The organism is Planotetraspora sp. GP83 (assembly GCF_041262585.1).
Taxonomy (GTDB): Bacteria; Actinomycetota; Actinomycetes; order Streptosporangiales; family Streptosporangiaceae; genus JAOEGB01.
This window is the reverse complement of record NZ_JBGCBZ010000001.1, coordinates 355768-380018: the sequence shown is the minus strand read 5'-3', so window position 1 is coordinate 380018 and position 24251 is coordinate 355768. Positions and strand designations below refer to the sequence as shown.

Annotated in this window: 22 protein-coding genes; 15 read left to right on the top strand and 7 right to left on the bottom strand. The window is 70.1% G+C overall.

Annotated elements, in window-relative coordinates; translation table 11 throughout:
• Positions 1–224: 224 nt before the first annotated feature.
• The 4 genes from ABH927_RS01835 (at position 225) to ABH927_RS01820 (ending at position 4163) form a co-directional block, all read left to right on the top strand.
• On the top strand, positions 225–887 hold the full coding sequence (locus ABH927_RS01835; RefSeq protein WP_370017645.1) for a helix-turn-helix transcriptional regulator: 663 nt from the start codon (positions 225–227) through the stop codon (positions 885–887).
• Between the two features lie 14 nt (positions 888–901).
• Entirely contained in the window at positions 902–1375 is a 474-nt protein-coding gene (locus tag ABH927_RS01830; RefSeq protein ID WP_370017644.1) for a DUF3291 domain-containing protein, read from the top strand.
• Positions 1376–1743: 368 nt separating this feature from the next.
• Entirely contained in the window at positions 1744–1902 is a 159-nt protein-coding gene (locus tag ABH927_RS01825) for a hypothetical protein (protein WP_370017643.1), read from the top strand.
• The gene (locus tag ABH927_RS01820; RefSeq protein ID WP_370017642.1) at positions 1899–4163 is read left to right on the top strand and encodes a glycosyl hydrolase family 95 catalytic domain-containing protein; all 2265 of its coding nucleotides are present in this window, start codon (positions 1899–1901) and stop codon (positions 4161–4163) included. Before ABH927_RS01825 ends, ABH927_RS01820 begins: the two co-directional genes overlap by 4 nt.
• On the opposite strand, the gene ABH927_RS01815 is transcribed toward ABH927_RS01820, so the two are convergent.
• On the bottom strand, positions 4160–5242 hold the full coding sequence (locus tag ABH927_RS01815; RefSeq protein ID WP_370017641.1) for a DUF3866 family protein: 1083 nt from the start codon (positions 5240–5242) through the stop codon (positions 4160–4162). The two genes, ABH927_RS01820 and ABH927_RS01815, sit on opposite strands and share 4 nt — an antisense overlap.
• 39 nt (positions 5243–5281) lie before the next feature.
• Between ABH927_RS01815 and ABH927_RS01810 the strand changes: the two genes are divergently transcribed.
• Both ABH927_RS01810 and ABH927_RS01805 read left to right on the top strand, forming a co-directional pair.
• Positions 5282–6223 carry a helix-turn-helix transcriptional regulator gene (locus ABH927_RS01810; RefSeq protein ID WP_370017640.1) on the top strand — a complete coding sequence of 314 codons (942 nt, stop codon included), beginning with the start codon at positions 5282–5284 and terminating at the stop codon, positions 6221–6223.
• A gap of 32 nt (positions 6224–6255) precedes the next feature.
• Positions 6256–7209 (top strand): helix-turn-helix transcriptional regulator, encoded by a 954-nt coding sequence (locus ABH927_RS01805; protein ID WP_370017639.1) that lies wholly within the window; start codon positions 6256–6258, stop codon positions 7207–7209.
• 152 nt (positions 7210–7361) lie between these two features.
• Here the strand turns inward: ABH927_RS01805 and ABH927_RS01800 are convergent, their stop codons facing one another.
• Positions 7362–7718, bottom strand: a complete 357-nt coding sequence (locus ABH927_RS01800) for a hypothetical protein (protein WP_370017638.1) — start codon at positions 7716–7718, stop codon at positions 7362–7364.
• Here ABH927_RS01800 and ABH927_RS01795 point away from each other — a divergent pair.
• The 5 genes from ABH927_RS01795 to ABH927_RS01775 all read left to right on the top strand — a co-directional run bounded on the left by ABH927_RS01795 (position 7704) and on the right by ABH927_RS01775 (position 12207).
• Complete coding sequence (locus ABH927_RS01795) at positions 7704–8051, top strand: hypothetical protein (protein WP_370017637.1); 348 nt, start codon at positions 7704–7706, stop codon at positions 8049–8051. The genes ABH927_RS01800 and ABH927_RS01795 overlap by 15 nt on opposite strands.
• A 585-nt stretch (positions 8052–8636) precedes the next feature.
• Positions 8637–9572 (top strand): bacteriocin fulvocin C-related protein, encoded by a 936-nt coding sequence (locus ABH927_RS01790; protein WP_370017636.1) that lies wholly within the window; start codon positions 8637–8639, stop codon positions 9570–9572.
• A 455-nt stretch (positions 9573–10027) separates the two neighbouring features.
• On the top strand, positions 10028–10369 hold the full coding sequence (tatA, locus tag ABH927_RS01785) for a Sec-independent protein translocase subunit TatA (RefSeq protein ID WP_370017635.1): 342 nt from the start codon (positions 10028–10030) through the stop codon (positions 10367–10369).
• 48 nt (positions 10370–10417) lie between these two features.
• On the top strand, positions 10418–11287 hold the full coding sequence (gene tatC, locus ABH927_RS01780; RefSeq protein WP_370017634.1) for a twin-arginine translocase subunit TatC: 870 nt from the start codon (positions 10418–10420) through the stop codon (positions 11285–11287).
• A gap of 41 nt (positions 11288–11328) precedes the next feature.
• A complete protein-coding gene (locus ABH927_RS01775; RefSeq protein ID WP_370017633.1) occupies positions 11329–12207 on the top strand; it encodes a diacylglycerol kinase family protein in 879 nt (292 codons plus the stop codon).
• 19 nt (positions 12208–12226) lie between these two features.
• Here ABH927_RS01775 and ABH927_RS01770 read toward each other — a convergent pair whose 3' ends face one another.
• The gene (locus ABH927_RS01770; RefSeq protein ID WP_370017632.1) at positions 12227–13705 is read right to left on the bottom strand and encodes an MFS transporter; all 1479 of its coding nucleotides are present in this window, start codon (positions 13703–13705) and stop codon (positions 12227–12229) included.
• A 78-nt stretch (positions 13706–13783) separates the two neighbouring features.
• Between ABH927_RS01770 and ABH927_RS01765 the strand changes: the two genes are divergently transcribed.
• Both ABH927_RS01765 and ABH927_RS01760 read left to right on the top strand, forming a co-directional pair.
• Positions 13784–14488 (top strand): TetR family transcriptional regulator, encoded by a 705-nt coding sequence (locus ABH927_RS01765; RefSeq protein WP_370017631.1) that lies wholly within the window; start codon positions 13784–13786, stop codon positions 14486–14488.
• A gap of 54 nt (positions 14489–14542) precedes the next feature.
• The gene (locus ABH927_RS01760; RefSeq protein WP_370017630.1) at positions 14543–17269 is read left to right on the top strand and encodes a DEAD/DEAH box helicase; all 2727 of its coding nucleotides are present in this window, start codon (positions 14543–14545) and stop codon (positions 17267–17269) included.
• Positions 17270–17284: 15 nt separating this feature from the next.
• Here ABH927_RS01760 and ABH927_RS01755 read toward each other — a convergent pair whose 3' ends face one another.
• Entirely contained in the window at positions 17285–17956 is a 672-nt protein-coding gene (locus ABH927_RS01755) for a DsbA family protein (protein WP_370017629.1), read from the bottom strand.
• Positions 17957–18100: 144 nt separating this feature from the next.
• Here ABH927_RS01755 and ABH927_RS01750 point away from each other — a divergent pair, with 144 nt between their 5' ends.
• Positions 18101–18787, top strand: a complete 687-nt coding sequence (locus tag ABH927_RS01750; protein ID WP_370017628.1) for a DUF429 domain-containing protein — start codon at positions 18101–18103, stop codon at positions 18785–18787.
• Between the two features lie 23 nt (positions 18788–18810).
• Here ABH927_RS01750 and ABH927_RS01745 read toward each other — a convergent pair whose 3' ends face one another.
• The 3 genes from ABH927_RS01745 to ABH927_RS01735 all read right to left on the bottom strand — a co-directional run bounded on the left by ABH927_RS01745 (position 18811) and on the right by ABH927_RS01735 (position 22781).
• Positions 18811–20322 (bottom strand): RNB domain-containing ribonuclease, encoded by a 1512-nt coding sequence (locus tag ABH927_RS01745; protein ID WP_370017627.1) that lies wholly within the window; start codon positions 20320–20322, stop codon positions 18811–18813.
• Positions 20323–20452: 130 nt separating this feature from the next.
• Complete coding sequence (locus tag ABH927_RS01740; RefSeq protein WP_370017626.1) at positions 20453–21355, bottom strand: 5'-3' exonuclease H3TH domain-containing protein; 903 nt, start codon at positions 21353–21355, stop codon at positions 20453–20455.
• Between the two features lie 52 nt (positions 21356–21407).
• Positions 21408–22781, bottom strand: coding sequence for a PP2C family protein-serine/threonine phosphatase (locus ABH927_RS01735; RefSeq protein ID WP_370017625.1), 1374 nt, complete (start codon positions 22779–22781; stop codon positions 21408–21410).
• Between the two features lie 331 nt (positions 22782–23112).
• Here ABH927_RS01735 and ABH927_RS01730 point away from each other — a divergent pair, with 331 nt between their 5' ends.
• Positions 23113–24198, top strand: a complete 1086-nt coding sequence (locus tag ABH927_RS01730; protein ID WP_370017624.1) for a M24 family metallopeptidase — start codon at positions 23113–23115, stop codon at positions 24196–24198.
• Positions 24199–24251: the final 53 nt, after the last annotated feature.

The window sequence follows — 24251 nt, the reverse complement described above, 5'->3', positions numbered from 1 at the left end:
TAGTTAGGAAGGTTTCCTAATGAGAGCAGCAACGGCAAGCCACTGTCAACGCCTTGTTTACTCGGGTTTGACCGTGTATGTTCTGCCGGTGTCAAGCCGCTGGTTGGGGGCTGACGCGTCTGTCGAGGCCGGTACGGCTCGGCAGTGCAAGATCCACGGCGCAGGATCCAGGGCGCGAGGTCCCACGGCGCAAGGTCTGTGGGGCGCGGCCTACACTCCGTGCTGTGGGCAGCGACGACCTCGAGTCCGTGACCGTGCTGAGCGACCCCGTGCGGCGTGAGCTGTACCGCTTCGTGGTCGCGCAGGGACGTGAGGTGGGGCGGAACGAGGCCGCGGAGGCGGCCGGGATCCAGCGCACGCTCGCCGCCTTCCACCTCGACAAGCTCGTCGATGCGGGCCTCCTGGAGGCCGGTTTCAAGCGGCTCACCGAACGGGCGGGCCCCGGAGGCGGCCGCCCCGCGAAGGTCTACCGGCGGGCGGCGGCCGATCGGGTCGTGAGCCTGCCGCCGCGCGACTACCGCACCCTGGCGCTGGTGCTCGCCGAGGTCGTGGACCTCCTCGGGGGTGACGAGCAGGCCGAGGCCGCCGCCCGCCGCGCCGGGGAGCGCCTGGCCCGGTCCGCCGAGCCGCCGGCCGATCTTGCGGCGGTCCTGGCCGACCGTGGCTACGAGCCGTACGAGGAGGGCGGCGCGCTCAGGCTGCGCAACTGCCCGTTTCACGTGCTGGCCGAGGAGCACCCGCTGCTGGTGTGCTCGATGAACCTCGCGCTCTGCCAGGGCCTCCTGGACGGCCTCGGCGAGGAGCGGACCGCCGTCCGGCTCGATCCCCGGCCCGGCGAATGCTGCGTCGCCTTCTCGGCCGAGCCTTCTAAAAACAATGGAGATTGACTTAGAATCCGGTCATGCATCTCGCCCAGCTGAACGTCGCCCATCTCGTCGCGCCCATCGACGCCCCCGAGTTGGCGGACTTCGTCGCCGCGCTGGAGCCGGTCAACGCCGTCTCCGACGTCGCGCCCGGATTCGTCTGGCGTCTCAAGGGCGGCGACGCGCCGACCGACACCGTCCAGCACGACTACGGGGACGACCTGCTGATCAACCTGTCGGTGTGGGAGTCGCGCGAGGCCCTCTGGAACTTCGTCTACCGCAGCCCGCATCTCGGTGTGCTCCAGCGCCGCAGGGAGTGGTTCCACCGGGTGGCCGTGCCGTACTCGGTGATGTGGTGGGTCCCGGTCGGGCACACGCCGCCCCTCGGCGAGGCCATGGCCCGCCTGGACCTGCTGCGCGGCGAGGGGCCGGGCCCGGAGGCGTTCACGTTCAAGGACTTCTACGAGCCCTCCGACGCCGGAGCCCAGGGCCCCGCCGCGATCGGCGTCTAGTGCGGTGACCACGCACGTTCGCCAAGGTTGGCGGATGGCTGGGCGATCGCCGGCACCGGGGTCCCGCTCGCGGAGGCCATGATGATCAATGCCCGGCCGACCTGATCGAGCCGTGCTTTCCCCGCCGTACCAGCCGCTGCGGCGTCTGACCCTCGCCCGGGACCCGGACCATGAACTGTGGTTCGCCGGCTAGAAGCAGACGTTCAACCCAGGACGTTACTTAAGCCGTAACATCAAATCAACGCCTCCAGTAAACCGTCGCAGCATCGAAGGGATCGGATCTTTAGGAAGCCTTGACCTTGATTTAGACCGGAAATACCGTCGTGGGTGCCTAACACATCCGATCTCTCCATGATGAGGGGCACCTTATGGATCGGCGAGAACTGCTCAAGGCCGGAGGCGTCCTAGCCGGTGGCGTGCTGCTGACCGGCTTCCGTGACCCGGCCAGGATCCTGGCCACGGGAGCGTCGAGCGCGCGCGAGGTCACCGTGGCCGACGGCGACGTCTACGTGGCGGGCCTGGTATGAGCGAGCTGTCCAGGCGCGCACTGCTCGGCGCCGCGCTGGCCGCCCCCGCGCTCAGCCGCCTGGGCGGGGGTCCCCTGCTCCACGACGAGATCGACTGGGAGCGCTTCCTCTCCGACGCCGACCCGGTGTGGAATCGGGTGCCACAGACCTGGTACGAGGGGCCGTTCCTGGGCAACGGCTTCCTCGGCTCCGGCATCTACGCGCAGCAGGACGCCAACGCCGTGCGCTTCAACGTGCAGCACAGCGAGGTTCAGGACCACCGTCCCGAGTACGGCGCGCTGTTCGGCCTCGCCCGCCTGCCCATCGGCCACCTCACGCTGGAACCCGTAGGCGCGATCACCGGCGTCGACTGGCGGCTCGACCTGTGGAACGCCGAGCTGACCGGCGCCATCACCACCTCCTCCGGCAGCCTGGAGATCAGGGCGTTGATCCACAACGACCGCTCCGTGCTGGCCGTCGAGGTCGTTCCCAGCGACGGCGAGCGGGACTTCCGCTGGACCTTCCACCCCGAGGAGGCCATCAGCCCCCGCGCCAACCCGATCTTCAACAAGCAACCTCCGCCCGGCTACACCACCAACCCCGCTCCGGCCGTGACCCGCCACGACGACCTGGAGCTGATCACCCAGCCGCTGGTGGCCGGCGGCGGGCACGCGACGGCCTGGCAAGAGGTGCGGCGCGGCCCACGCCGCACCATCTACGCCGCGGTCGCCTGGTCGTTCCCGGGCGACACAGCAGGCGACGAGGCGGTCACATCGGTACGCTCGGCCGCACGGCTGCCCATCGAGGCGCTTGCCACCGATCATCGGCACTGGTGGCACCGCTACTACCGCAAGAGCTTCCTGTCGCTGCCCGACCAGCGGATGCAGAGCTTCTACTGGATCCAGCTCTACAAGGTCGCAGCCGCCGCGCGCCGGGACGCGCCGCCGATGGCGACCACCGGGCCGTGGCTGGAACCGACGCCGTGGCCGGCGACCTGGTGGAACCTCAATGTGCAGCTCGAATACTGGCTGATCCACGGGTCGAACCACCTGGAGCTGGACGCGGTCACCAGGAGCCTGTCGCAGTACCGGCGGAACCTCATCGACCAGGTGAAGTTTCCCGAGGACTCCGCGGGTATCCCGCGCACCACGGACATGACGCTCGACAACGGCGCCGGAATCGGCAACAGCGGGTACCCGGTGGGCATACCCGGCCAGGCCACCCCCGTCCCCGAGGTCGGCAACCTCACCTGGGCGCTCCACAACGTCTGGCTGTCCTACCGGCACACGATGGACGCCCGAATCGTGCGGGACGTGCTGTTCCCGCTGCTGCGCCGGGCGATCAACTACTACCTGCACTTCCTGACGCCGGGCTCCGACGGGAAGCTGCACCTGCCCGCCACGTTCTCCCCCGAGTACGGGGTCAACGCGCCGGACACGAACTACGACCTGGCGCTGATCCGCTGGGGCTGCCGGACGCTGGTCGAGTCGGCGCGCCTGCTGGGCGTGCGGGACCCGCTGCTGCCGAAGTGGCAGGAGGTGCCGGCGAACCTGGCCGGCTACCCGGTCGACCAGAACGGTTTCATGATCGGAGCGGGTGCGCCGTTCGCCAAGTCGCACCGGCACTACTCCCACCTCCTGATGATCTATCCCCTGTACCTGGTCACGTGGGAGCAGGAAAATCAGCGCGAGCTGATCGAGAAGTCGCTCAAGCACTGGATCAGTTTCGAGGGCGCACTGCAGGGCTACAGCTTCACCGGCGCGGCCTCGATCTCCGCGCAGATGCTGCGCGGCGACGACGCGCGCTTCTACCTCGACGAGCTGCTGCGCCGCTTTGTCCAGCCCAACACCATGTACAAGGAGAGCGGCCCCGTCATCGAGACGCCGCTGTCCGCCGCCCAGTCCATGCACGACATGATCTGCCAGAGCTGGGACGGCGTCATCAGGGTCCTGCCCGCCATGCCGGCCGCCTGGCCCGACGTCACCGTGCACAACTTCCTCACCCAGGGCGCGTTCCTGGTCTCGGCCGCCCGCCGCGGCGGTCGCACCGACTTCGTACGGCTGGTCTCGCTGGCGGGGGCGCCGTGCCGCGTCCGCACCGGCATCGACGGCCCGTTCACCGTACGCTCCAACGGCAGGAAGGTGTCCTGGCGGACGTTGCCCGGCGGGGACATCGAGCTCGACCTGCGCCGCGGCGAGGAGGTCCTGATCCAGGCCCGAGGCGATGCGGTGATCCGCCCGGTGACTCCAACGAGCGAGGCCCGCTGGGGCCTGCCGGCCTAGCCGGCTCGCAGGGCGGCGGCGTGCCTTCCCGCCGCGGCGGAGGCCAGGAAGTAGGCGAGGTCCTCGTCCAGGCCGCGGCCCATGGTGGACAGCCGCACAGGCGACTCGCGGAGCGCCTCCGCCAGCCCGTCCACAGGCACGTCGACGAGCTCGTGCCGTACGGCCAGGGCCCGGGCCTGCTCGCGGACCAGCGCGCCGAACGCGCCGGGAAGCTCGGGCACCACGACCTGCGCCGGGGCGAGCGCGACCCGGCCGTAGGCCGTGAGCGAGTGGTGCGAGACCCCGACGTGCCGCTCTCGCCTGTCGCCCTCGCTCACCCGGAGCGCGGCGACCGGCCGCCCGGACAGCACGGCCGCGGCGTTCACCGCCTCCCCGGCGGACACGCCCGAGAAGCCCCAGCGGGTGCCGGTGCCGAGATTGCCGGGCCCCTGGGTGACGATCGCGACGTCGGCCCGCAGCACGTGCCTGGCGGCCAGTAGGCCCGTGTGGAGGGTGACCGCCTCGACGTCGCCGCCGAAGGCCTGGCCGACGGTCACGACGCCGCACAGCCAGTCGCGCGCCCGCAGTTCGGCGCAGGACATCGAGAACCACGCCGGCAGCGCCCCGCCGTCGAGCATCACGTACGCCACGCGGGGCCGCTCGGCGGGAGCCGAGGCGTAGGCGTAGAGGCCGCAGAGGATCGCGGGCAGCGCGGAGTGCAGGTCGGCGATGACGACGGGCATGCCGTCGACCGAGTCGGCGTCCTTGAGCAGCGCGTGGTACGGAGAGTCCTGCTCGTCCGCGCCCAGCACGGTGGCCTGCAGCGGCGTGTAGCGGGCTTTCACCAGATGCCCCGGGCCGGACGGATCTTCCGGCAAACGGTCCGGAACGGCCACCACCATGGCGTACCCTCCCGTACCGAGGCCCATGGCGAGCGCGGTCGTGTTGAGCAGCACGGTGTCGCCCGGCTCCGGGCGTCCCACCAGCGAGGGGTAGGCCAGCGCTCGGCACTCGCCCTCCGCGAGGGTGACGTCCAGCTCCATCGCGCCCGGCCATTCGCGCCGGACCCGCGCCACCTCGCCCTTGCGCCATCTGATCACGCCGAAAAGGGTAGCGTTCTCGATTGGAGGGGAGGCCCGATGTCGCGGCGGAAGACCGAGCGGCTGCTCAATCTGGTGATCTGCCTGCTCGCGACCCACAGGCCGCTGAGCGCCGAGCAGATCCGGCAGGCCGTCCCCGGGTACGACCCGGACAACGACGAGGCCTTCCAGCGCATGTTCGAGCGGGACAAGAACGAGCTGCGCGAGATCGGCATCCCCATCGAGGTGCACAAGGACCCGTGGGAGGACGACCCCGGCTACCGGATCGTACGGCAGGCCTACGAGCTGCCCGAGATCACCCTGGAGCCCGACGAGGCGGCCGTCATCGGCCTCGCCGCGCAGGTGTGGCAGCGGGCCAGCCTCGCCGAGGCGGCCAGCGGCGCCCTGCTCAAGCTCCAGGCCGGGGGAGTGCGGACCGACCTCGCCGAGAGCCCCCTGGAGCTGCGGGTGGACACCCGCGACCCGGCCTTCCCGGCGCTGTGGGAGGCCGTCCGCGACCGGCGGCCGGTCACGTTCGCCTACCGGTCGGCGGGCAGCGAGTCGGTCCTGACGCGTGCCGTCGAGCCGTGGGGCGTGGTGAGCCGCCGCGGCCGGTGGTACGTCGTGGGGCACGACCGCGACCGCGACGACGTCCGGGTCTTCCGGCTGAGCAGGATCACCGGCCCCGTCACCACCATCGGACGACCCGGCACGGTCACCGTGCCGGAGGGCGTGGACCTGCGGTCCATGGTCGGTTTCCAGGAGCTGCCCAGCGAGAGGACCGCCCTCATCAGGATCCGCCAGGGCTCCTGCCAGGGTCTGCGGCACGCCGCGCAGGCCGTGCGGACCGGGACCGACGGGTGGGACGAGGCGGAGGTCGCGTTCGCCGACCCGGAGCGGCTCGCGGGGTGGATCGCCAGCCTCGGGCCCGACGCCAAGGTCATCGACCCGCCGGACGCCCGTGAGGCCGTCATCCGCCGGCTGAAGGGCGCGCTGCAGTGAGCACACCGCCCCGCGCGAGAGGGGACCGCCCGATGAGATCCGACCGGCTGCCGAGGCTCCTCGCGCTCGTGCCGTACCTGATGTCCCACCCGGGGGCGGAGGTGCCGGAGGTGGCGCGGCTGTTCGGCCTGTCCGAGAAGCAGCTCATCGACGACCTCCAGCTCGTGTGGATGTGCGGCCTTCCCGGGCACACCCCGGGCGATCTGATCGACGTGTCGTGGGACGGCGGCGAGATCGTGATCGACAACGCCGACGCGATCGCCCGGCCGCTGAAGCTCGGGGTGGACGAGGCGAGCGCGCTGCTCGTGGCGCTGCGCATGCTCGACGAGCTGCCCGAGTTCAAGGGCAGGGACGTGCTGGCGAGGGTGATCGCCAAGCTGGAGCAGGCAGCGGGCGACGGGGCGGCGACGGTCAGCAGCCAGGTCCAGGTGGAGATCGGCGCGGCGCCGGACGCCCACGCCGTGATCACCGACGCCACCCGCCGGGCGAGGCGGCTCTCGCTGCGCTACTACGTGCCCGGCCGCGACGAGGTCACCCCGCGCGAGGTCGACCCGCTGCGCGTGGTGCTCGTGGACGGGCGGCACTACCTGGAGGGCTGGTGCTACCGGGCCGAGGCGATGCGGATGTTCCGCCTCGACCGGATCCTGGACGTCGAGGTCCTCGACGTGCCCGCCGACCCCCCGGCCGAGGCCGAGCCGATGGACGTCACCGAGGGCGTGTTCCGGCCGTCGGACGGCGACGAGCTCGTCGAGCTGGAGCTCAGCCCGGCGGGCCGCTGGGTCGCCGAGTACTACCCCTGTGAGGAGGTCGCCGAGCTCGGCGAGGGCCGCCTGCGGGTGTCCCTCCGCGCCCGCGACCAGTCCTGGCTCGTACGGCTCGCGCTCCGGCTGGGCGACGGCGGCCGGGTCCTCACCCCGGCCTCGCTGGCCGACCGGGTGGCGGCCACCGCCAAGGACGCCCTGGCGAATTACGATTCGGTTACCTGATCCGGTCGCCTGATCGATGGCCTCCTTCGGGAGGGCTCCGCCGGATCCAGCACGGTGATCGACCATCTCACCGTCCTTGCGGCGGCGATCGAGCAGATTCCCGCGAGCAGGCGGGCCAAGCTGCTGATCCGGATGGATGGCGCGGGCGCCACTCACGACTTGCTGGAGCGCTTGGCGAGGCTGAACACCGCGCGGCGGACGGTCCGGTTCACGGTCGGCTGGAAGGTCGCCGACGTGAATGAGGCTGCGATCGGTGTGTTACCCGAGACGGTCTGGGAGGCGGCGCTGTGCCAGGCCGGCAGCGTGCATGAGCACGCGCGGGTGGCCGAGTTGACCGGCGTTAACGCCCGCGCGGGCAACGGGGGCGTGCGGCTGGTCGTGCGCCGGGTCAAGCCGTCGGGACGGCAGAAGGCCACGCTGACGGCGTTCGAGAAGAAGACCGGGTGGAAGTACTCAGTCTCGCGGGTAACTTCGGCCCGCGTGGGACGCGCGGTGTGCCGGGCAGTCATCAGGCGCAGTTCATCGACGTGCTGCACCGCAGCCACACTGGGGTGGAGGACCGGGTGCGCGCCGACAAGGCCATGGGCTGCGACGCCGACCTCGCCAGGGCTAAACCCCAGACCCTGCGCTACTGGCTGTGGCACCTGCCCGCCCGCCTGGTCGAGCACGCTCGCCAACGCATCGTGAAGATCAGCGCCAACCATGGAGACCGCGTTCCGCACCTGCCGGCAGCGCTTGTGCGCCCTACCAGCGCCCGGCTGACCAGCCCCAACACATCCCGGCGGAGACAGGAAGGAGTCACCGCGACCCCCAGCGGCCCCGTGGAAGCCGCCGCCCACTGAGCGCCTCGGACGGCACCACGCGTCGCACGAACTGAACGAATGCGACGATCAGGCGGAAGCCGCATCAAGACCGATCAGATTAATCCACTCAGCTCACCGGTGAGTCATCGAGGCTGATCGAGGTAGACCGGCGGCATGCCGCACCGGACGAGTTGGGCTCGCTCAGAGAGGCGTTACCAGGCGGGATGAGGGGCTCCCGCGAGCGTAAATCGTGGTCGGATCGCACCATTCCGTAAGGCCAGGACTTGTTCCCAGTTTCGGTGACGGGTAGCCAGACCGTCCCCGCCGCCAATCGTTCCAGACAGGGAATTCCCAATTGGTGCCGCTAAGTGTCAGTGGTCATGCGGAGGGCTACTGTTTGTGACCGACCGCAGTCGACTAAATCCTTAAGGTCACCGTGCAGGGGATTTGAGCTTGTGTAAAGACAAGTGGGGCCATAAGTCATAACATGACTCATGGCCCTAGTAAAGAAACTAATCTTTAGCTGACTAACGCATTTTTCTGAACTATATCAAGGGTTGACTTGTCATGTAGTGCTTGATCTACTTGTCAATGTCAGCTCAAAGTGCGGAGAGGGGAGTCGCAATGCATTCGGATAGTTGGGTGCTGGCCTTTGACGCTTCGTGCGGACAGTGCCGGCAAATCTCGGGCGTGGTGGCGGAGGCCAGTAAAGGTCGGCTGGAGGTTCTGCCGTTGGCTGACCCGCAAGTGACGCAGTGGCGCGAACAGGCCCTCGGCGAAGGTGCGCGCTGGGCTCCGACCCTCATCAACGTGCAGGGCTCGAGAGTCCGTGCGTGGACCGGCATCTCCATGGGGCTCCGCTTGGCCCGTCGACTCGGAATCCGCCCGACTATACGGGTGGTTCAAGCTCTGGGTGACCAGCGCGAAGCCGTGAAGCGTCAGGCCGGCGGCATGGGCAGGGCGCGCTTCTTACGTCTTATGGGAGGTGTAGGAGTCGCCGCCGGCCTGGTGCTGGCCGGGAAGTCGCCCGCGCTCGCGGCGTCAGCCCGAGAGGTTGCCGATGAGTGGGTGAAGGCGAATGCGGGGAGGCTTCCCGAGCGCTATGCTGAATTCTCCAGATATTCCTTGGCGTATCGGCAATCCATCTTCGCGGCAGTCTCTTCAAAAGTGAAGGGCTCGCTGTGGGTCGAACACCTCAGGCAATATCGGCGGGACCACCCCGGTCTTACCCCGGAGCAGTCGGACGTCATTAATAGAGCCATTGCCCTTTTGGGTGCGGAATCCACGTTCGCGCCCACCTTGGGTGACCACACCGAGCGCCAAATTAAAGAGCTCGGAGAGATCGCGGTAGCCGCCTTCGGCCGCGTGGAAGCGCGTGCGCTGATCGCGACTCTAGGACCTGTCGAAACTCCGGACTCAGCTGAGTACACTTGCGAGTGCTGCTCCTATGACGACTGGTGTGTGTTCGGTGACTGCGTGTACAGGTTGGGCAACTGTACTGGGTGGCCCACTGGATGTGGAATTGGTTTGATACACGCCTGCAACGGAAAGTGCAGCTGACGGCCTTCAGCCGTTCGCGGGCAGGCGTCCAGCGTGAGTGCGGGTCGGGCGATTCGTACTTTGGAAGGCGCTGCCACTCGCACGCCAGCAGATCGGTGGTTCAGTCAGGCGCCGTGCGCCTGGCTGAACCGTTGCGCCACCCTGCTCATTCGGTCCCGTCGAATCTCCGGCTGGTCCCACATGACGGGCTAGCATGTTGGGCATGATGTGGATCTTCGCGGCCGTGGGGCTGGCCGTCGCCGGGCTCGCGGTGCTGGGCGTTCTGGCGGCCAGGGTCCTTGCGGCCGTCCGGAATCTCGGTACGGAGATCGACCGCGTCCGGCGGCGTCTGAACATCACTGCAGTCGAACCGCAGCCGAATGTTCATGCGATTCGTCCCCCTCGGGGTTAAGAGCACGGCGTGGGCGGCGTACGATCGTGCGTGAGTAGCTCGTCATCTGGTTTAAGGACGCGACATGGCCAACCTCGGACCCATGGAATGGATCCTCATCCTTCTGGTCCTGATCCTTCTGTTCGGCGCGAAGAAGCTCCCTGACACCGCTAGGGCGCTGGGGCAGTCGCTGCGTATGTTCAAGAAGGAAACCAGCAAGATGAACGACGACGAGGAGTCAAGCGTGGTCAAGGCGGAAGCTGAGACTCCGGCTCCGCCGGCGCCGCAGCTTCCGCCGGCCGGCCCCTCCATGGAGGAGCGACTGCGCGCGCTGGAGGAGGAGAACCGGCGGCTCAAGGCCGCGTCCGAGCCCACCGTCAACGGTGTGCCGCTGTCGCAGGCCCAGAGCGAGCAGAGGCCGAGCTGACCCGTCAGGGCTCACACGGCCCCTACTTCCCGGAGCAGGATCACTTAGATGGCGCTGCTGAAGCGGTCGAGCCCGAAGGACCCCGCCGACGGCGACGGTCGCATGTCGCTCATGGAGCACATCCGTGAGCTGCGTAATCGTCTGATCAAGGCGATTCTCGCGGTGGTCGGCGGAACCGTCCTGGGGTTCGTCTTCTTTGAGCCGATCTGGAACTTCCTCAAGCAGCCCTACTGCCGGCTCCCGCAGGCTCACCAGTTCAACAAGAACGAATGCATCCTGGTCGTCAATGGGGTCTTCGACTCCTTCTTCGTGAACCTCAAGGTCGCGCTGATCTTCGGCCTGGTAGTTTCGTCGATCTTCTGGCTCTACCAGCTCTGGGCGTTCGTCACCCCGGGCCTATACCAAAACGAGCGGCGTTACACCGTGGCCTTCCTCGGCCTGGCCGTCCCGCTGTTCACGGCCGGTGCCGCCCTGGCCTACCTGACGATGGACAAGGGCCTGTCGCTGCTCCTCGGCTTCGCCCCCGAGGGCACGCTGACCCTGGTCACCATCAACGAGTACCTGAGCTTCGCCATCGCGATGCTGCTCATCTTCGGCGTCTCGTTCCTGATGCCATTGCTGATGGTCTTCCTGAATCTCATCGGCGTCCTCCGGTTCTCCTTGGTGGCCAAGCACCAGCGCATGGTCGTCTTCCTGTTGTTCGTCTTCGCCGCCGTGGCGACCCCGAGCCAGGACCCGATCACGATGCTGGCGCTCGCCCTGCCCTTGGTGGGCCTCTTCTTCGTCGCTGAGGCGTTCATGTACTTCCATGACAAGAGGCGGGCGGCTGCGGACGCGGCGCATGCGCGGGCGATCGAGGAGGAGCTCGACGGGCCCACGGCCTCCGGGACGCTCGATTCCTTCGACACCAGGGACTGAACCGTCTAGTCGCGGGTGATATGTGCCGGTAGGTTCCGGGTGTGCCCGATGAGCTCGTCGTCTTGGTGAATCCCGCCGCCCGTGGTGGCCGTGCCCTGCGGCTGCTCGACCCCGTCATCCGGCGGTTGAAGCAGGGCGGGCGGCCCGTGTCGGTGATCGTCGGCACCTCGGCGCAGGACGCGCTCGAACGGGCCTGTACGGCTGTCGCGGAGGGGCCCGGCGCGCTGGTCGCCTTCGGCGGCGACGGGCTGGTCCACCTGGCCGTCCAGGCCGTCGCCGGGACCGACGTGCCGCTGGGGATCATCCCCGCGGGCACGGGCAACGACATCGCCGACGCCCTGGGCATTCCCCGCAGAGATCCCCTCGCCGCTGCGGCCATCGTGGCCCGGGGAAGGTCCCGTGTGATCGACGCGGCCCGGGCCGGGGCCCACGAATGGTTCGCCGGAGTCCTCGCATGCGGCTTCGACTCCAGGGTCAACGAGCGGGCCAACGGGATGACCCGCCCTCCGGGCATGGCGAAATACGTCGTCGCGCTGGTGGAGGAGCTGCGCTCGTACGCGCCGATAGGCTTCCGGATCACCCTCGACGGCGAGGTGATCGAGCAAGAGGCGATGCTGGTTGCCGTGGCCAACACCCGGTCCTACGGCGCCGGCATGCGGGTCTGTCCCGACGCCAGCCCCGACGACGGCCTGCTCGACGTGCTCGTCCTCGGCGCCATGTCCAAGGGGGAGTTTCTCCGTACGTTCCCGCGCGTCTATCGCGGCAGCCATGTCAACCATCCCGCCGCGACGGTCCGGCGGGCCAGGAGCGTGACTCTGGAGGCCGACGGCGTCATCGCGTACGCCGACGGGGAGCGCGTCGGTCCGGCCCCGGTGACCTGTGTCGTCGAGCCGGGCGCGCTGCGCGTCCTCACCCCATAAATCTACGTTGTAAAGGCGCTCAGCCGGAGGCCACCAGCTCCACCGCCCCTTCCGTGGGCTGCTCCCGATCGGCCTTCAACAGCGTGGCGAGGACCAGCGACACGAGCATGACGCCGGCGGCGGCGAGGAACACCGTGTCGATTCCGGACACGAGGGCGTCGACGGCGCGGCGCCTGACGCCCTCGGGAAGGGACCTGAGCGCCCTCACGCCGATGGAGTCGCCGCCCAGTTTGGCGGACACCACCCGGGTGAGGACGACTCCGAACACCGCCGTGCCGAACGCGGACCCGAGCGTCTGGGCGAAGCGGATCGAGGTCGTGGCAACCCCGAGCTGGGAGACCGGCACCGCGTTCTGCGCCAGCATGATCACGATGCCCAGCACCAGGCCGAAGCCGGCGCCCAGCAGGAACAGATCCAGGCCGAGGAGCAGGCGGGAGGTGTCCACGGCGAGCATGGCGAGCAGCGTCATGGCGAGCGTCGCGAGGGTCAGGCCGATGACCAGGAAGGTCTTCGGGGCCTGCCCTCGAGCGATGAGCCTGCCGGAGACCAGCCCGGAGACCGTCATCCCGGCGGCCATCGGCAGGAGGTACAGGCCCGAGTCGGTGGCCGGGACGCCGCGCACGAGCTGCAGGTAGACCACGGTGTAGACGATCGAGCCGATCATGCCGAAACCGGACAGGAGCTGGAGCGGCAGCGCGATGCGCAGCGTGGCGTTCCGGAACAGCCCCAGCGGCAGGATCGGCTCGGCGGCGGTGAGCTGCCGCCAGACGAAGGCGGCCACGAGCACGGCGCCCGCGGCGGCGAGGGTGAGGATGGTCGCCGAGTCCCACGCGTACTTCGTTCCGCCCCACTCCGTGAGGAGCAGCAGGACGCTCGCGGCGGCCGCGACGAGGGCCGCCCCCGGGTAGTCGATGCGGTGCCGCAGGCCCCCGTCGGCCAGACGCAGCGCGGTCGCCCCGGTGAAGATGACGAACAGGCCGATGGGCAGGTTGACATAGAAGATCCAGCGCCAGCTCAGGTGGTCGGTGAACAGGCCGCCGATGAGCGGTCCCACGACCATGCCGAGCCCGGCCATCAGGCCGCCGACGCCCCCGGCGCTCGCCCGCTTCTCCGTGGGGGTGAGGTGGGCGAAGACGACGAGGGTGACGCTCATCAGCCCGCCGCCGCCCATCCCCTGCACGGCGCGGAACGCGATGAGCTCGGCCATGTTCTGGGCCAGGCCGCACAGCGCGGAGCCGAACAGGAACAGAGTCACCGCGCCCAGGTAGACGCGCTTGGCGCCGTAGACGTCGCACAGCTTGCCGTACAGGGGGAGGGCGGCGGTCGCGGCCAGCGCGTACACGCTGATCAGCCAGGGCAGCCGCGCCAGCCCGGTGGCGGGGTCGAGGTCCCTGACGATGGCGACCGAGGCCGTGGAGACGATGTTCTGGTCGAGGATGGCCAGGACCAGCGTGAGGAGGCAGCCGAGCGCGGCGAGCCTCTTCTGATAGTCGGTCATGCGACATAGGCTGGGTCAAAATTTTTATCCGGTCAAGTCTTTGCCTCGGTATAAATATCGACCTGGTATCGTCCTGGTGTGGGTGAGGCACCGGGGCTGCGGGAGCGCAAGAAGCTGCAGACGCGCCAGGCGATCTTCGGCGTGGCCATGGCGCTCTTCCGGGAGCGCGGGTTCGCCGACGTGTCGGTCGCGGAGATCGCCGCACGGGCCGGGATCTCGAAGATGACGGTGTTCAACTACTTCCCCACCAAGGAGGACATCGTGATGGGCCCCATGGAGGAGCATCTCGGCGACCCCGCCCGGATCGTGTCCTCCCGGCGCCCGGGGGAGCCGGTCGTGGCGGCCTTCCGGCGGGCCTTCCTCGAACGGCTCGCGGCGCGCGCCGCCGAGACGGGGCTCAACGACAACCCGGAGCTGCTCCAGGTGATCAACCTGGTGAAGGAGACCCCGTCGCTGGTGGCCCGGATGTTCATGATCCAGCTTCGCGGCGAGCAGCTGCTGATGGCGGCCCTGATGGGACTGGACGCGGGGGGGCACGACATCCGCACGCCGGTCTCCGAGGGCGACCTGGCGGCGCTCCGGGACCGGCCCGGGCCGCGAGACCTGCGGGCCCGCGTCGCCGCCGCCCAGCTGATGGGCCTGTGGCGGGTGCTGCAGGCCGAGAACAGCCTCCGGATCATCCTCGGGGAGACCGCGGACGAGGTCTACCCCGACGCGGTCGCCGCCGCGAACCTCGGCTTCGACCTGCTGGAGAAGGGGCTCGGCGACTGGTCATCCCACTGAGTGGGATCGCATTGATGGGCGGCCCGGAATCCGGTTATCGGTAGGGTTGGCGTTATGAGTACGCCAGCGGAACGCTACGCCGCATTCCGTGAGGAGCAAGTCGGGAACGGGCCGGCGCTCGCCTCGTTCCGCGGTCTGTACGACTTCGAGCTCGACGAGTTCCAGCTCGACGCCTGCCAGGCGCTGGAGGCGGGTGACGGCGTGCTGGTGGCCGCGCCGACCGGGTCGGGCAAGACCGTGGTGGGGGAGTTCGCCGTCCATCTCGCCCTGGAGCAGGGCCGCAAGTGCTTCTACACGACACCGATCAAGGCCCTGTCGAACCAGAAGTACAACGACCTGGTCAGGAGGTACGGCCCGGCCAAGGTCGGCCTGCTGACGGGAGACAACAGCGTCAACGGCGAGGCCCCGATCGTCGTCATGACGACCGAGGTCCTCCGCAACATGCTCTACGCCGGGTCGGGCACGCTCTCCGGGCTGGGCTATGTCGTCATGGACGAGGTGCACTACCTCGCCGACCGGTTCCGTGGCGCGGTCTGGGAAGAGGTGATCATTCACCTGCCCGAGTCGGTCCGGGTGGTGGCGCTCTCCGCGACGGTCAGCAACGCCGAGGAGTTCGGCGAGTGGCTCGGCGAGGTCAGGGGCGACACCACGGTGATCGTGGACGAACACCGCCCGGTCCCGCTGTGGCAGCACATGCTCGTCGGGCACCGGCTGTACGACCTGTTCGTCAACGAGGGCGACAACGAGGGTGGGGACGCCCTGCGGATCAACCCGTCGCTGATGCGCATCTCCCGCGACGAGGCGCGGCTGGCGCAGACCCGCGGCAAGCGCGGCTACTCCCGGCCGGGCCGCGTCAACGGCCCCGCCCGGGCCGACGTGATCGCGAAGCTCGACGCCGAGGGGCTGCTCCCCGCGATCACCTTCATCTTCTCGCGGGCGGGCTGTGACGCCGCGGTCATGCAGTGCCTGTACGCCGGATTGCGGCTCACCAACGAGAACGAGCGGCACGAGATCCGCCAGATCGTCGACGAGCGGACCGCGCACCTCCCCGACGAGGACCTGGCCGTCCTCGGCTACCTGGAGTGGCGCGACTGCCTGGAGCGCGGCCTCGCCGCCCACCACGCCGGCATGCTCCCCGCCTTCAAGGAGGTCGTCGAGGAGCTGTTCACCAAGGGCCTGGTCAAGGCGGTGTTCGCGACCGAGACGCTCGCGCTCGGGATCAACATGCCCGCCCGGTCCGTCGTGATCGAGAAGCTCGACAAGTGGAACGGCGAGACCCACGCCGACCTCACGCCGGGGGAGTACACCCAGCTCACCGGCCGGGCCGGGCGGCGCGGCATCGACGTCGAGGGCCACGCGGTCGTCGTCTGGCAGCCCGGCATGGACCCGCTGAGCGTCGCCGGGCTCGCCAGCACCCGGACCTACCCCCTGCGCTCCAGCTTCCAGCCGTCGTACAACATGGCGGTCAACCTCGTCGGGCAGGTCGGCCGCGAACGGGCGAGGACCCTCCTGGAGGACTCCTTCGCCCAGTTCCAGGCCGACCGGGCGGTCGTGGGGCTGGCACGGCAGCTCCGCAAGGCCGAGCACGCCCTGGAGGGCTACGCCGAGGCGATGACCTGCCACCTCGGCGACTTCCAGGAGTACGCCGCGATGCGCAGGCGGCTGTCCGACCGCGAGGCCGAGCTGTCCCGCCAGCGCGGGGCGGCCCGCCGGGCGCAGGCCGTACAGTCCCTGGAGGTTCTGAAGCCCGGCGACGTCATCCGGGTGCCCGGCGGGCGGCGGGCGGGCCTCGCCGTCGTGCTCGACCCGGGGATGAACGTGCGCGGCGAGGGGCCCTCCCCGCTCGTGCTGACCGTGGGCAAGCAGGTCAAGCGGTTATCGCCCGCGGACTTCCCGGTGCCCGTCGAGCCGGTCGACCAGATCCGGATCCCGAAGAACTTCAACGCCCGGTCGCCGAAGGAGCGGGCCAACCTCGTCGCCACGATGCACGCCAAGCTGGGCGACCGCGACCTCGGCAAGCCCGCGAGGGCCCGCGACCACGCGACCGAGGACGAGGAGATCAACCACCTGCGGCGGGAGCTGCGCAGGCACCCCTGCCACGGCTGCGACGAGCGCGAGGACCACGCCCGCTGGGCCGAGCGCTACCACAAGCTGCTCAGGGAGACCGAGTCGCTGCGCCGCCGGGTCGAGGGCCGCTCGCACGTGATCGCCCGCACCTTCGACAAGGTGTGCGGCGTGCTCGACCAGCTCGGCTACCTGGAGGACGAGACCGTCACCGAGGAGGGCCGCCGGCTCGCCCAGCTCTACACCGAGCTCGACCTGCTCACCGCGGAGTGCCTGCGCGCCGGAATATGGGAGAGGCTCGATCCCGCCGAGCTGGCCGCCTGCGTGTCGTCGCTGGTGTACGAGTCGCGCCAGTCGGACGACGCGCGAAGCCCGAAGATCCCGGCCGGCGCGGCCAAGGAGGCGCTCGCCTCGATGGTCCGCCTGTGGGGCGAGCTGGAGGGCATCGAGCAGGACCACGGCCTGTCGTTCATCAGGGAGCCCGACCTCGGCTTCGCGTGGGCGGCCTTCCGGTGGGCCAAGGGGCACAGCCTCGACGCGGTCCTCACGGACGGCGACCTGGCGGCGGGTGACTTCGTCCGCTGGGTCAAGCAGCTGCTCGACCTGCTCGGCCAGCTCAAGGACGCCGCGCCCAAGGGAAGCAAGGTCCGCGAGACCGCGACGAAGGCTGTCGACGCCATGCGCCGGGGCGTCGTCGCGTACTCCTCGGTGGCCTAGGGAGCGAGCGGATCTTTACACCGACTGGGACTGCTGCCGGTCATCGGCCCACCGCGTGCTCCAGTCGATGTCCCTGCCGTCCAGCCGTACGGTGGGCGTGCCTTCGACCCCGTGGGAACGGGCCGACCTCGACACCTGGTCGGCCCGTTCCGAGGTCTCCGGTGACTTCAGGCAAGCGCTGAAGTCGTCCTCCGGGAGCCCGACCTTCCGGGCGTATCCCACCAGGTCCTCGATGGGGAACCCGCCCTCCGCCAACTCGTCGGGCTGGTGGGCGTACAGCTCGTCGTGGTAGGCCAGCCACTTCCTCGGGTCGGTCACGCACAGGGAGGCCATCAGCGCGCGACGTGAATTGGCGCGGGTGACGGGTTTGTCGTCGCCGAAAATCGTCAAAGGGTAGATGATCACGGCGATTTCTCCGCGCATCGCCGCGTCCCTGACCGTGCGGCCGTTGATCCGTTCGAACTCCTGGCAGTACGGGCACTGGTAATCCTCGAACACCTCCAGAAGAGGTTTCGTCAGGCCCGCCTGCGCCATCACGACGGCGCCGTCCGGCCGCAAGGTGATCAGGTCTGACGGCGTGGCGGGAAGGGGCTGCCGATATTGCGGGGAGATCGCCCCCACGCCGATGACGGCGAGTGCCACTCCCGCCATGGCGACCTGGACCAATCGCCTCCGAGTCGCGGTCACATCGGCCTCCCCATCGAGTTGGCGGTTCTCCGCAGTACGGCGGTGACCATGATGATCAGGTTCGGGCAGGCCACCTTACGGGATTCGCCCGGCAGCCGACCAATCGGGCTCCTCGGGCGGACGATGGGGGCGGACGATGGACTCATGGGCCGGGTGCTGGGGATCGACGCGTGCAAGGCGGGATGGATCGGCATCGCGCTCGGGGACGGAGATCTGAGCGCCTACTTCGCGACCCGGATCGGCGAGCTGGTCGCCGACGCGGACGACGACGGCGCGGTAGGCGTCGTGGCCGTCGACATGCCGATCGGCCTGCCCGACCGGGGACGGCGGCGGGCCGACGTGCTCGCCCGGCAGGCCGTGGGCCGGCGGTGGCCCTCGGTGTTCATGACCCCGGTCCGCGCGGCGCTGGAGGCGGACGACCACCCGTCGGCGGCCGAGGCCAACCGGCGGCTCGCCGGGGAAGGGATCTCCCGCCAGGCGTTCGCGCTCAAGGAGAAGCTGCTACAGGTCGATCACTGGGTCCGGGGGACGCCGCACCGCGTCGTGGAGGTCCATCCCGAGGTCTGCTTCGCGGAGTTGGCGGGCGCGCCGCTAACGTCCCGCAAGTCCACGTGGGCCGGCGCGCGCAGACGGGGCGGCCTGCTCGCCGGCGCGGGGATCGTGCTGCCCGCCGACCTGGGGCCGGCCGGGGAGAGGGCCGCCGTCGACGACGTCCTCGACGCGGCCGTCGCCGCCTGGACCGCCCTGCGCGTCGCCGACGGCCGGGCACGCCCCCTGCCGGACCCGCCCGAGACGTTCAGCGACGGCGTCGAGTGCGCCATCTGGGTGTGACACCGGGCGTACCTGGTTCTCCGTCAGGTCAGGGCGAACCGGACGTCGCGGGTCCCGGGATCGGCGCGGGTGAGCCGCACCTGGACCCGCTCGCCGAGCGGCAGACGCTCGCCGTCGCAGCGGGCGATCACCGCGGGCTCGGTGACCTGGACCTGCCCGCCCGGCTTGCCCTCGTCGACGTCGATGACGACGGCGTCGAACAGGTCACCCACCCGGTGCCGCAGGAGGGCCGCCTCGACCAGGTCCACGCAGGCCCGTTCGACGCCGGCCGCCCTCCTGCCGGAGACCGCCATCTGCTCGGGCAGCACGACGAGGGCCTCCTCGACCCGCTCGGGAACCGGCTCGCCCGCCGCGACCGCCAGGCACACCTCGGTGGCGTACCGGTCGACCAGCCGCCGCAGCGGCGCCGTCACGTGCGCGTACGGCGCGGCCACGGCGGCGTGTACGGCATGCGCCGGCGGAGAGCCGTTGAACGAGGCGTAGGCCGCGCCCCGCAGCAGGATCGTGGACTCGTGCAGAAAGGCCGCGTGGCCGGGGATCTTGGGGTCGAGCCCGTGGACGACGTCGCCGTAGGACGCCCCGTCGGGCCATGGCACGCCCAGTGCGGCGGCGACCCTGCGGACCTTCGCGAGATCCTGCGGCCCGGCCTCCGGCAGGATCCGCAGCACCCCCACGCCCGCGTCGAGCATGAGCTGCGCCGCGGACATGCCGGTGAGCAGCGAGATCTGCGCGTTCCATGCCTCGCACGGCAGCGACGCGCGGAACTCCACCACGTAGCCGTCGCCGTCGGGGACCACCTCCTGCTCGGGTGTCGGCAGGGTCACTCCGCCCCGGGCCCGCTCCAGCGCCAGCAGCAGCGGCCCGACCTCGGCGAGCAGCTTCAGCGTCCCCTCGGCGGTGCCGGTGTCCACGGCGGCCTGCACGGTCTCATAGTCGAGCCGGTCGCGGCTGCGGACCATCGCCCTGCGCAGGTCGACCCCCACGGTCTCGCCGTCGGAGTCGAGATCGACGCACCACAGCGCCGCCGGGCGGGTCTGCCCCGGCAGGAGGCTGGCCGCCCCCTCCGAGAGCACCGTCGGGTGCAGCGGGACCCGGGAGTCCGGCAGGTACACGGTCTCCCCCCGAGTCCTGGCCTCCAGATCGACCGCTCCGCCCGGCCGTACGAACGCGGCGACGTCGGCGATGGCATACCAGACGCGGTAGCCGTCCGGCCGCTTCTCGATGCAGAGCGCCTGGTCCAGGTCCATGGAGCCGGGCGGGTCGATCGTGACGAACGGCAGGTGGGTGCGGTCCTCGCCCGGGGTGAGCGGAGCGCCCGCCGCCTGGCCGGCCTCCTCCAGCACGGCGGCCGGGAACCCGCCCGGCAGGTCGAAGTCGCGGCGGATGCGGGCGAAGCCGTCAAGAAGCCCGTCCCCGCGGCTGCCCGTGGTCCCGGTTCCGTTCCCGTCCCCGGGCTGCTCGCCAGGCTCGTTCGCGGGCCCGTTCGTGAGCGTGTTCCTGCGCTGGCCCGCGAGGCGGATCGTTGTGTGCGGCACGCGCTCAAACTACTCCCGCGCGGACGATCCGCTCGCATCCGGCGCACTCGCGTCGCCGGTTCCAGCCGGGACTGGCCTGGCGCATGGTCACTGAGGTGTGGTCATTGGGGCATGGTCACTGGGGGCATGATCACCGGTCGGCGAGCACGGCGAGCAGGCGGTTCAGCGGGCTGTCCAGGCCGTACCGGTCGGCGAGGGCGACCAGGCGCTCGGGATCGCGCGGCTTGGCCGGGCACGTGAGGTCGATCTCCGGAATCGGCGCGTCGTGGGCCACCTTGACCACCGCCGGCGCCACCGCCAGGTAGTCGCGGGCCGCCGCCAGCTTGGTGCGCGCCCCGGCGGGGAAGCCGTCGGCCGTGCCGCTGTCGAGCGCGGCCAGCAGCGCGGGAAGCGAGCCGAACCGGGTGATCAGCGCGGCGGCCGTCTTCTCGCCGATGCCGGGGACGCCGGGCAGGCCGTCGCTCGGGTCGCCGCGGAGGGTGGCGAAGTCGGCGTACGCCCGGCCGGGAATGCCGTACTTGGCCGTGACGAAAGCCTCATCGACCAGCTGAAGGTTGCGAATGCCCCTTACTGTGTAAAGGGCTCGGCACGGTTTCGCGTCATCGACGAGCTGGAACAGGTCCCGGTCACCGGTGACGATGTCCACCGCGCCGGTCGCCTGGGTCGCCAGCGTGCCGATGACGTCGTCCGCCTCGTAGCCCGGGACCCCGAAGCTGGCGATGCCGAGGGCGTCGAGGACCTCCTCGATGACGGGGACCTGCGGCGCCAGCGTGTCGGGCACCTCCTCCTCGTTGCCGGTCGCCACCCGGTGCGTCTTGTACGTCGGGATGGCGGCGACGCGGAAGGCCGGCCGCCAGTCGGCGTCCATGCAGGCCACGAGCTCAGTGGGGGAGTACTCCCGGACCAGCGTGGCGATCATGTCGATGAGCCCGCGGACGGCGTTGACCGGCGTGCCGTCCGGCGCGGTGATCGACTCCGGGATCCCGTAGAACGCGCGGAAGTAGAGCGACGGTGTGTCGAGAAGCAGCAGCACCCGTCCATTGTCGCGCCTGTCGCCCCGCCCCGCGCGCCGGTTCGTGCTCCTCTTACCTATCGGCTCCAGGATTCCGGTCGCCTCCGAGGACGCTGACGGCCAGGAGGCAGGTGTCGTCCTCCGGGTTGGGGCCGCCGATCGCCTCGATCAGCCGGTCGAGGCCGGCGTCGAGGCTGGTGTCGAGGCTGGTGTCGAGGCTGGTGGGGTCTGTGGCCGGGTCGTCGTGGTGCGCGGCGGCTCCGGCGGCCTGCAGGGTGAGGGCCAGCCCGTCGCCGATGTCCCGTGACCGCCGCTCGATCAGGCCGTCGCTGAACATCAGCAGCAGGTCGCCCGGCTCCAGCCGGGTCTCCGTCACCGTGTACGGCACGCCGGAGGTGGCGCCGAGCACGACGCCGTGGGGCGCGGCGAGCTGGCCGGCGATCCCTCGCCGCACCAGGACGGGCGGCAGGTGGCCCGCCTGCGCCCAGGTGAACAGCCGCGTGGGCGGGTCGAAGTAGCCGCAGACCACGGTGGCGGTGGTGTCGTCGAGCCGGTTGAGGACGAGGGTGTTGAGCCAGGCCAGCAGCAGGTCGGGGGAGGCTCCGGTCATGGTCAGCCCCACGAGCGCGTGCCGGAGCTGCGCCATCTCCGCGATGGCGGGCAGCCCGTGACCTGACACGTCCCCGACGGCGAGGAACATCCGGCCGTCGGGGAGCCGGGCCGTTTCGTACCAGTCGCCGCCCAGGCTGGCCGCCTTCTCGGCGGGGACGTAGCGGACCGCGATCCGCGCGTACGGGAGGGTCAAAGAGGCGCCAGGCTCGGGCAGGATCGCGTCGCGGAGCGCCAGCGTGATGTGGCGCTCCTCCGCGGCCTGCTCGCGCACCTCGAGCAGTTGCCGCCTGGATTCTGACATGATCTGCTCGGCCTGGCGCCGTCCCGTGATGTCCTGGATGATCCCGTGGACCCCCGAGGCCGCGGGTTCCAGGACGGCCCGCAGGTTCCGGATGCCCCCGCCTTTGCGTATCCGGAACTCCGCGTGGACCGGCTGCTCGCCCCTGGTCACCCTTGAGACGAGGCTGTCGAGCACGGGCCGGTCCGAGGGCTCGGCGTGCTTGGGGAGGTCGTGCAGCCGGATGGGGCCCTGTTCGGCGTCTCTGCCGAAGATCACGTACATGTGGTCGGACCAGGCGGTCTCGCCGGTGTTCAGGTTCCACTCGCTCCAGCCCATGTTGCCCAGCCGCTGTGCGTGGGCGAGAAGCCGGGAGCCGTGGTTGTGCGCGCGCTGGGCCCGGAGGTGTCGCAGGCTTTCCGCGCGCGGGGCCGAGCCGCCACCGGACGTGCCGTCCAGGACCTCGGCGAACGGTGTCGCGGAGCCGTCCTGGGGCCGGTCGCGAAGTGCGCCGGCCGACATGACGCCGGACACGGCGCCCGATGTGGCGCCTGACATGACGCCGGGCGAGGCGCCCGGTTCGCGGTCGTCCGCGGGGGGAAGGGGCGGCTGTGGGCCGCCCGCTACGCCGACCATGTAACTCGCTCTCAAAAGACCGTGAATCGGGACATATGCGCAACGCATAGTAAGCGTCTTAATGCGGAGCGTAGCAGCAGCGGATGTCACTCGGGTTGGCTTTTCTTCTATCCGGGTGGAGAAAGACCCATGCCCTTGCTCGGACGGACACTCGCGGCCGGGTGGCCCCGGGGGCCGTGACCTGGGTGTGGTCCTGGGGCGGTGTCTCGCTAGATTGGGTCCCGTGACACCGACGTCCTCTGACCTTTATCCCGTGACCCGTCTGGCCGACGTCCGCGAGGCCACCGCCGGCTCCGGTCTCGACGCCCTGCTGCTGACTCCCGGACCCGATCTGCGCTACGTCACCGGCTACGACGCCATGCCGCTGGAGCGTCTGACCTGCCTGGCCGTACCAGCCTCGGGGGAGCCGTTCCTGGTCGTGCCGCGCTTGGAGCTCGCGGCCGCCGAGCATTCGCCCGCCTCGCGGCTGGGCATCGAGTTCGTCGCCTGGAACGAGACGGACGATCCGTACGCCGAGGTGGCGCGCCGGTTGGGCCCGATCGCGAAGGTCGGCCTGGCGGACCGGATGTGGGCGATGCAGTCGCTGCGGTTCCGCGCCGCGATGCCGGGCGCCGAGCAGGTGCTGGCCGGGAGCGTGCTGGGCGGGCTGCGCATGCGCAAGTCGGCCGCGGAGGCCGCGGCGCTGGCCGAGGCGGGGGCCGCGATCGACGCCGTCCACAGTCAGGTGCCGGCGTTCCTGAAGGCGGGGCGGACGGAGCGGGAGGTCGGTAAGGACATCGCCGAGGCGATCGTCGCCGCCGGGCACGCCACCGTCGACTTCGTGATCGTCGGGTCGGGGCCGAACGGCGCGAGCCCCCACCACGAGCTGTCCGACCGGGTGATCCAGCGGGGAGAGCCCGTCGTCGTCGACATCGGCGGGACGATGCCGAGCGGCTACTGCTCCGACTCCACCAGGGTCTACTGCGTCGGGGAGGCCCCGGCGGAGTTCGTCGCCTACTACGAGGTGCTCAAGCGCGCCCAGGAGGCCGCCTGCGCCCACGTACGCCCGGGTGTGACCTGCGAGTCCGTCGACGCCGCCGCCCGCGAGGTGATCACGGAGGCGGGCTTCGGCGACTACTTCATCCACCGGACCGGCCACGGCATCGGCCTGGAGACCCACGAGGAGCCGTACATCGTCTCCGGGAACACCGAGCCGCTGCGGCCGGGCTACGCCTTCTCGGTCGAACCGGGCATCTACCTGGCGGGCCGGCACGGCGCGCGGATCGAGGACATCGTCATCTGCGGCGAGACGGCCGGCGAGCGGCTGAACAACACGACGCGCGACCTGGTGATCGTGTAGCGCCGCAGTGTGACGGACCTGTCCGGAACATGTGGCGAGATGTCACAATCGGG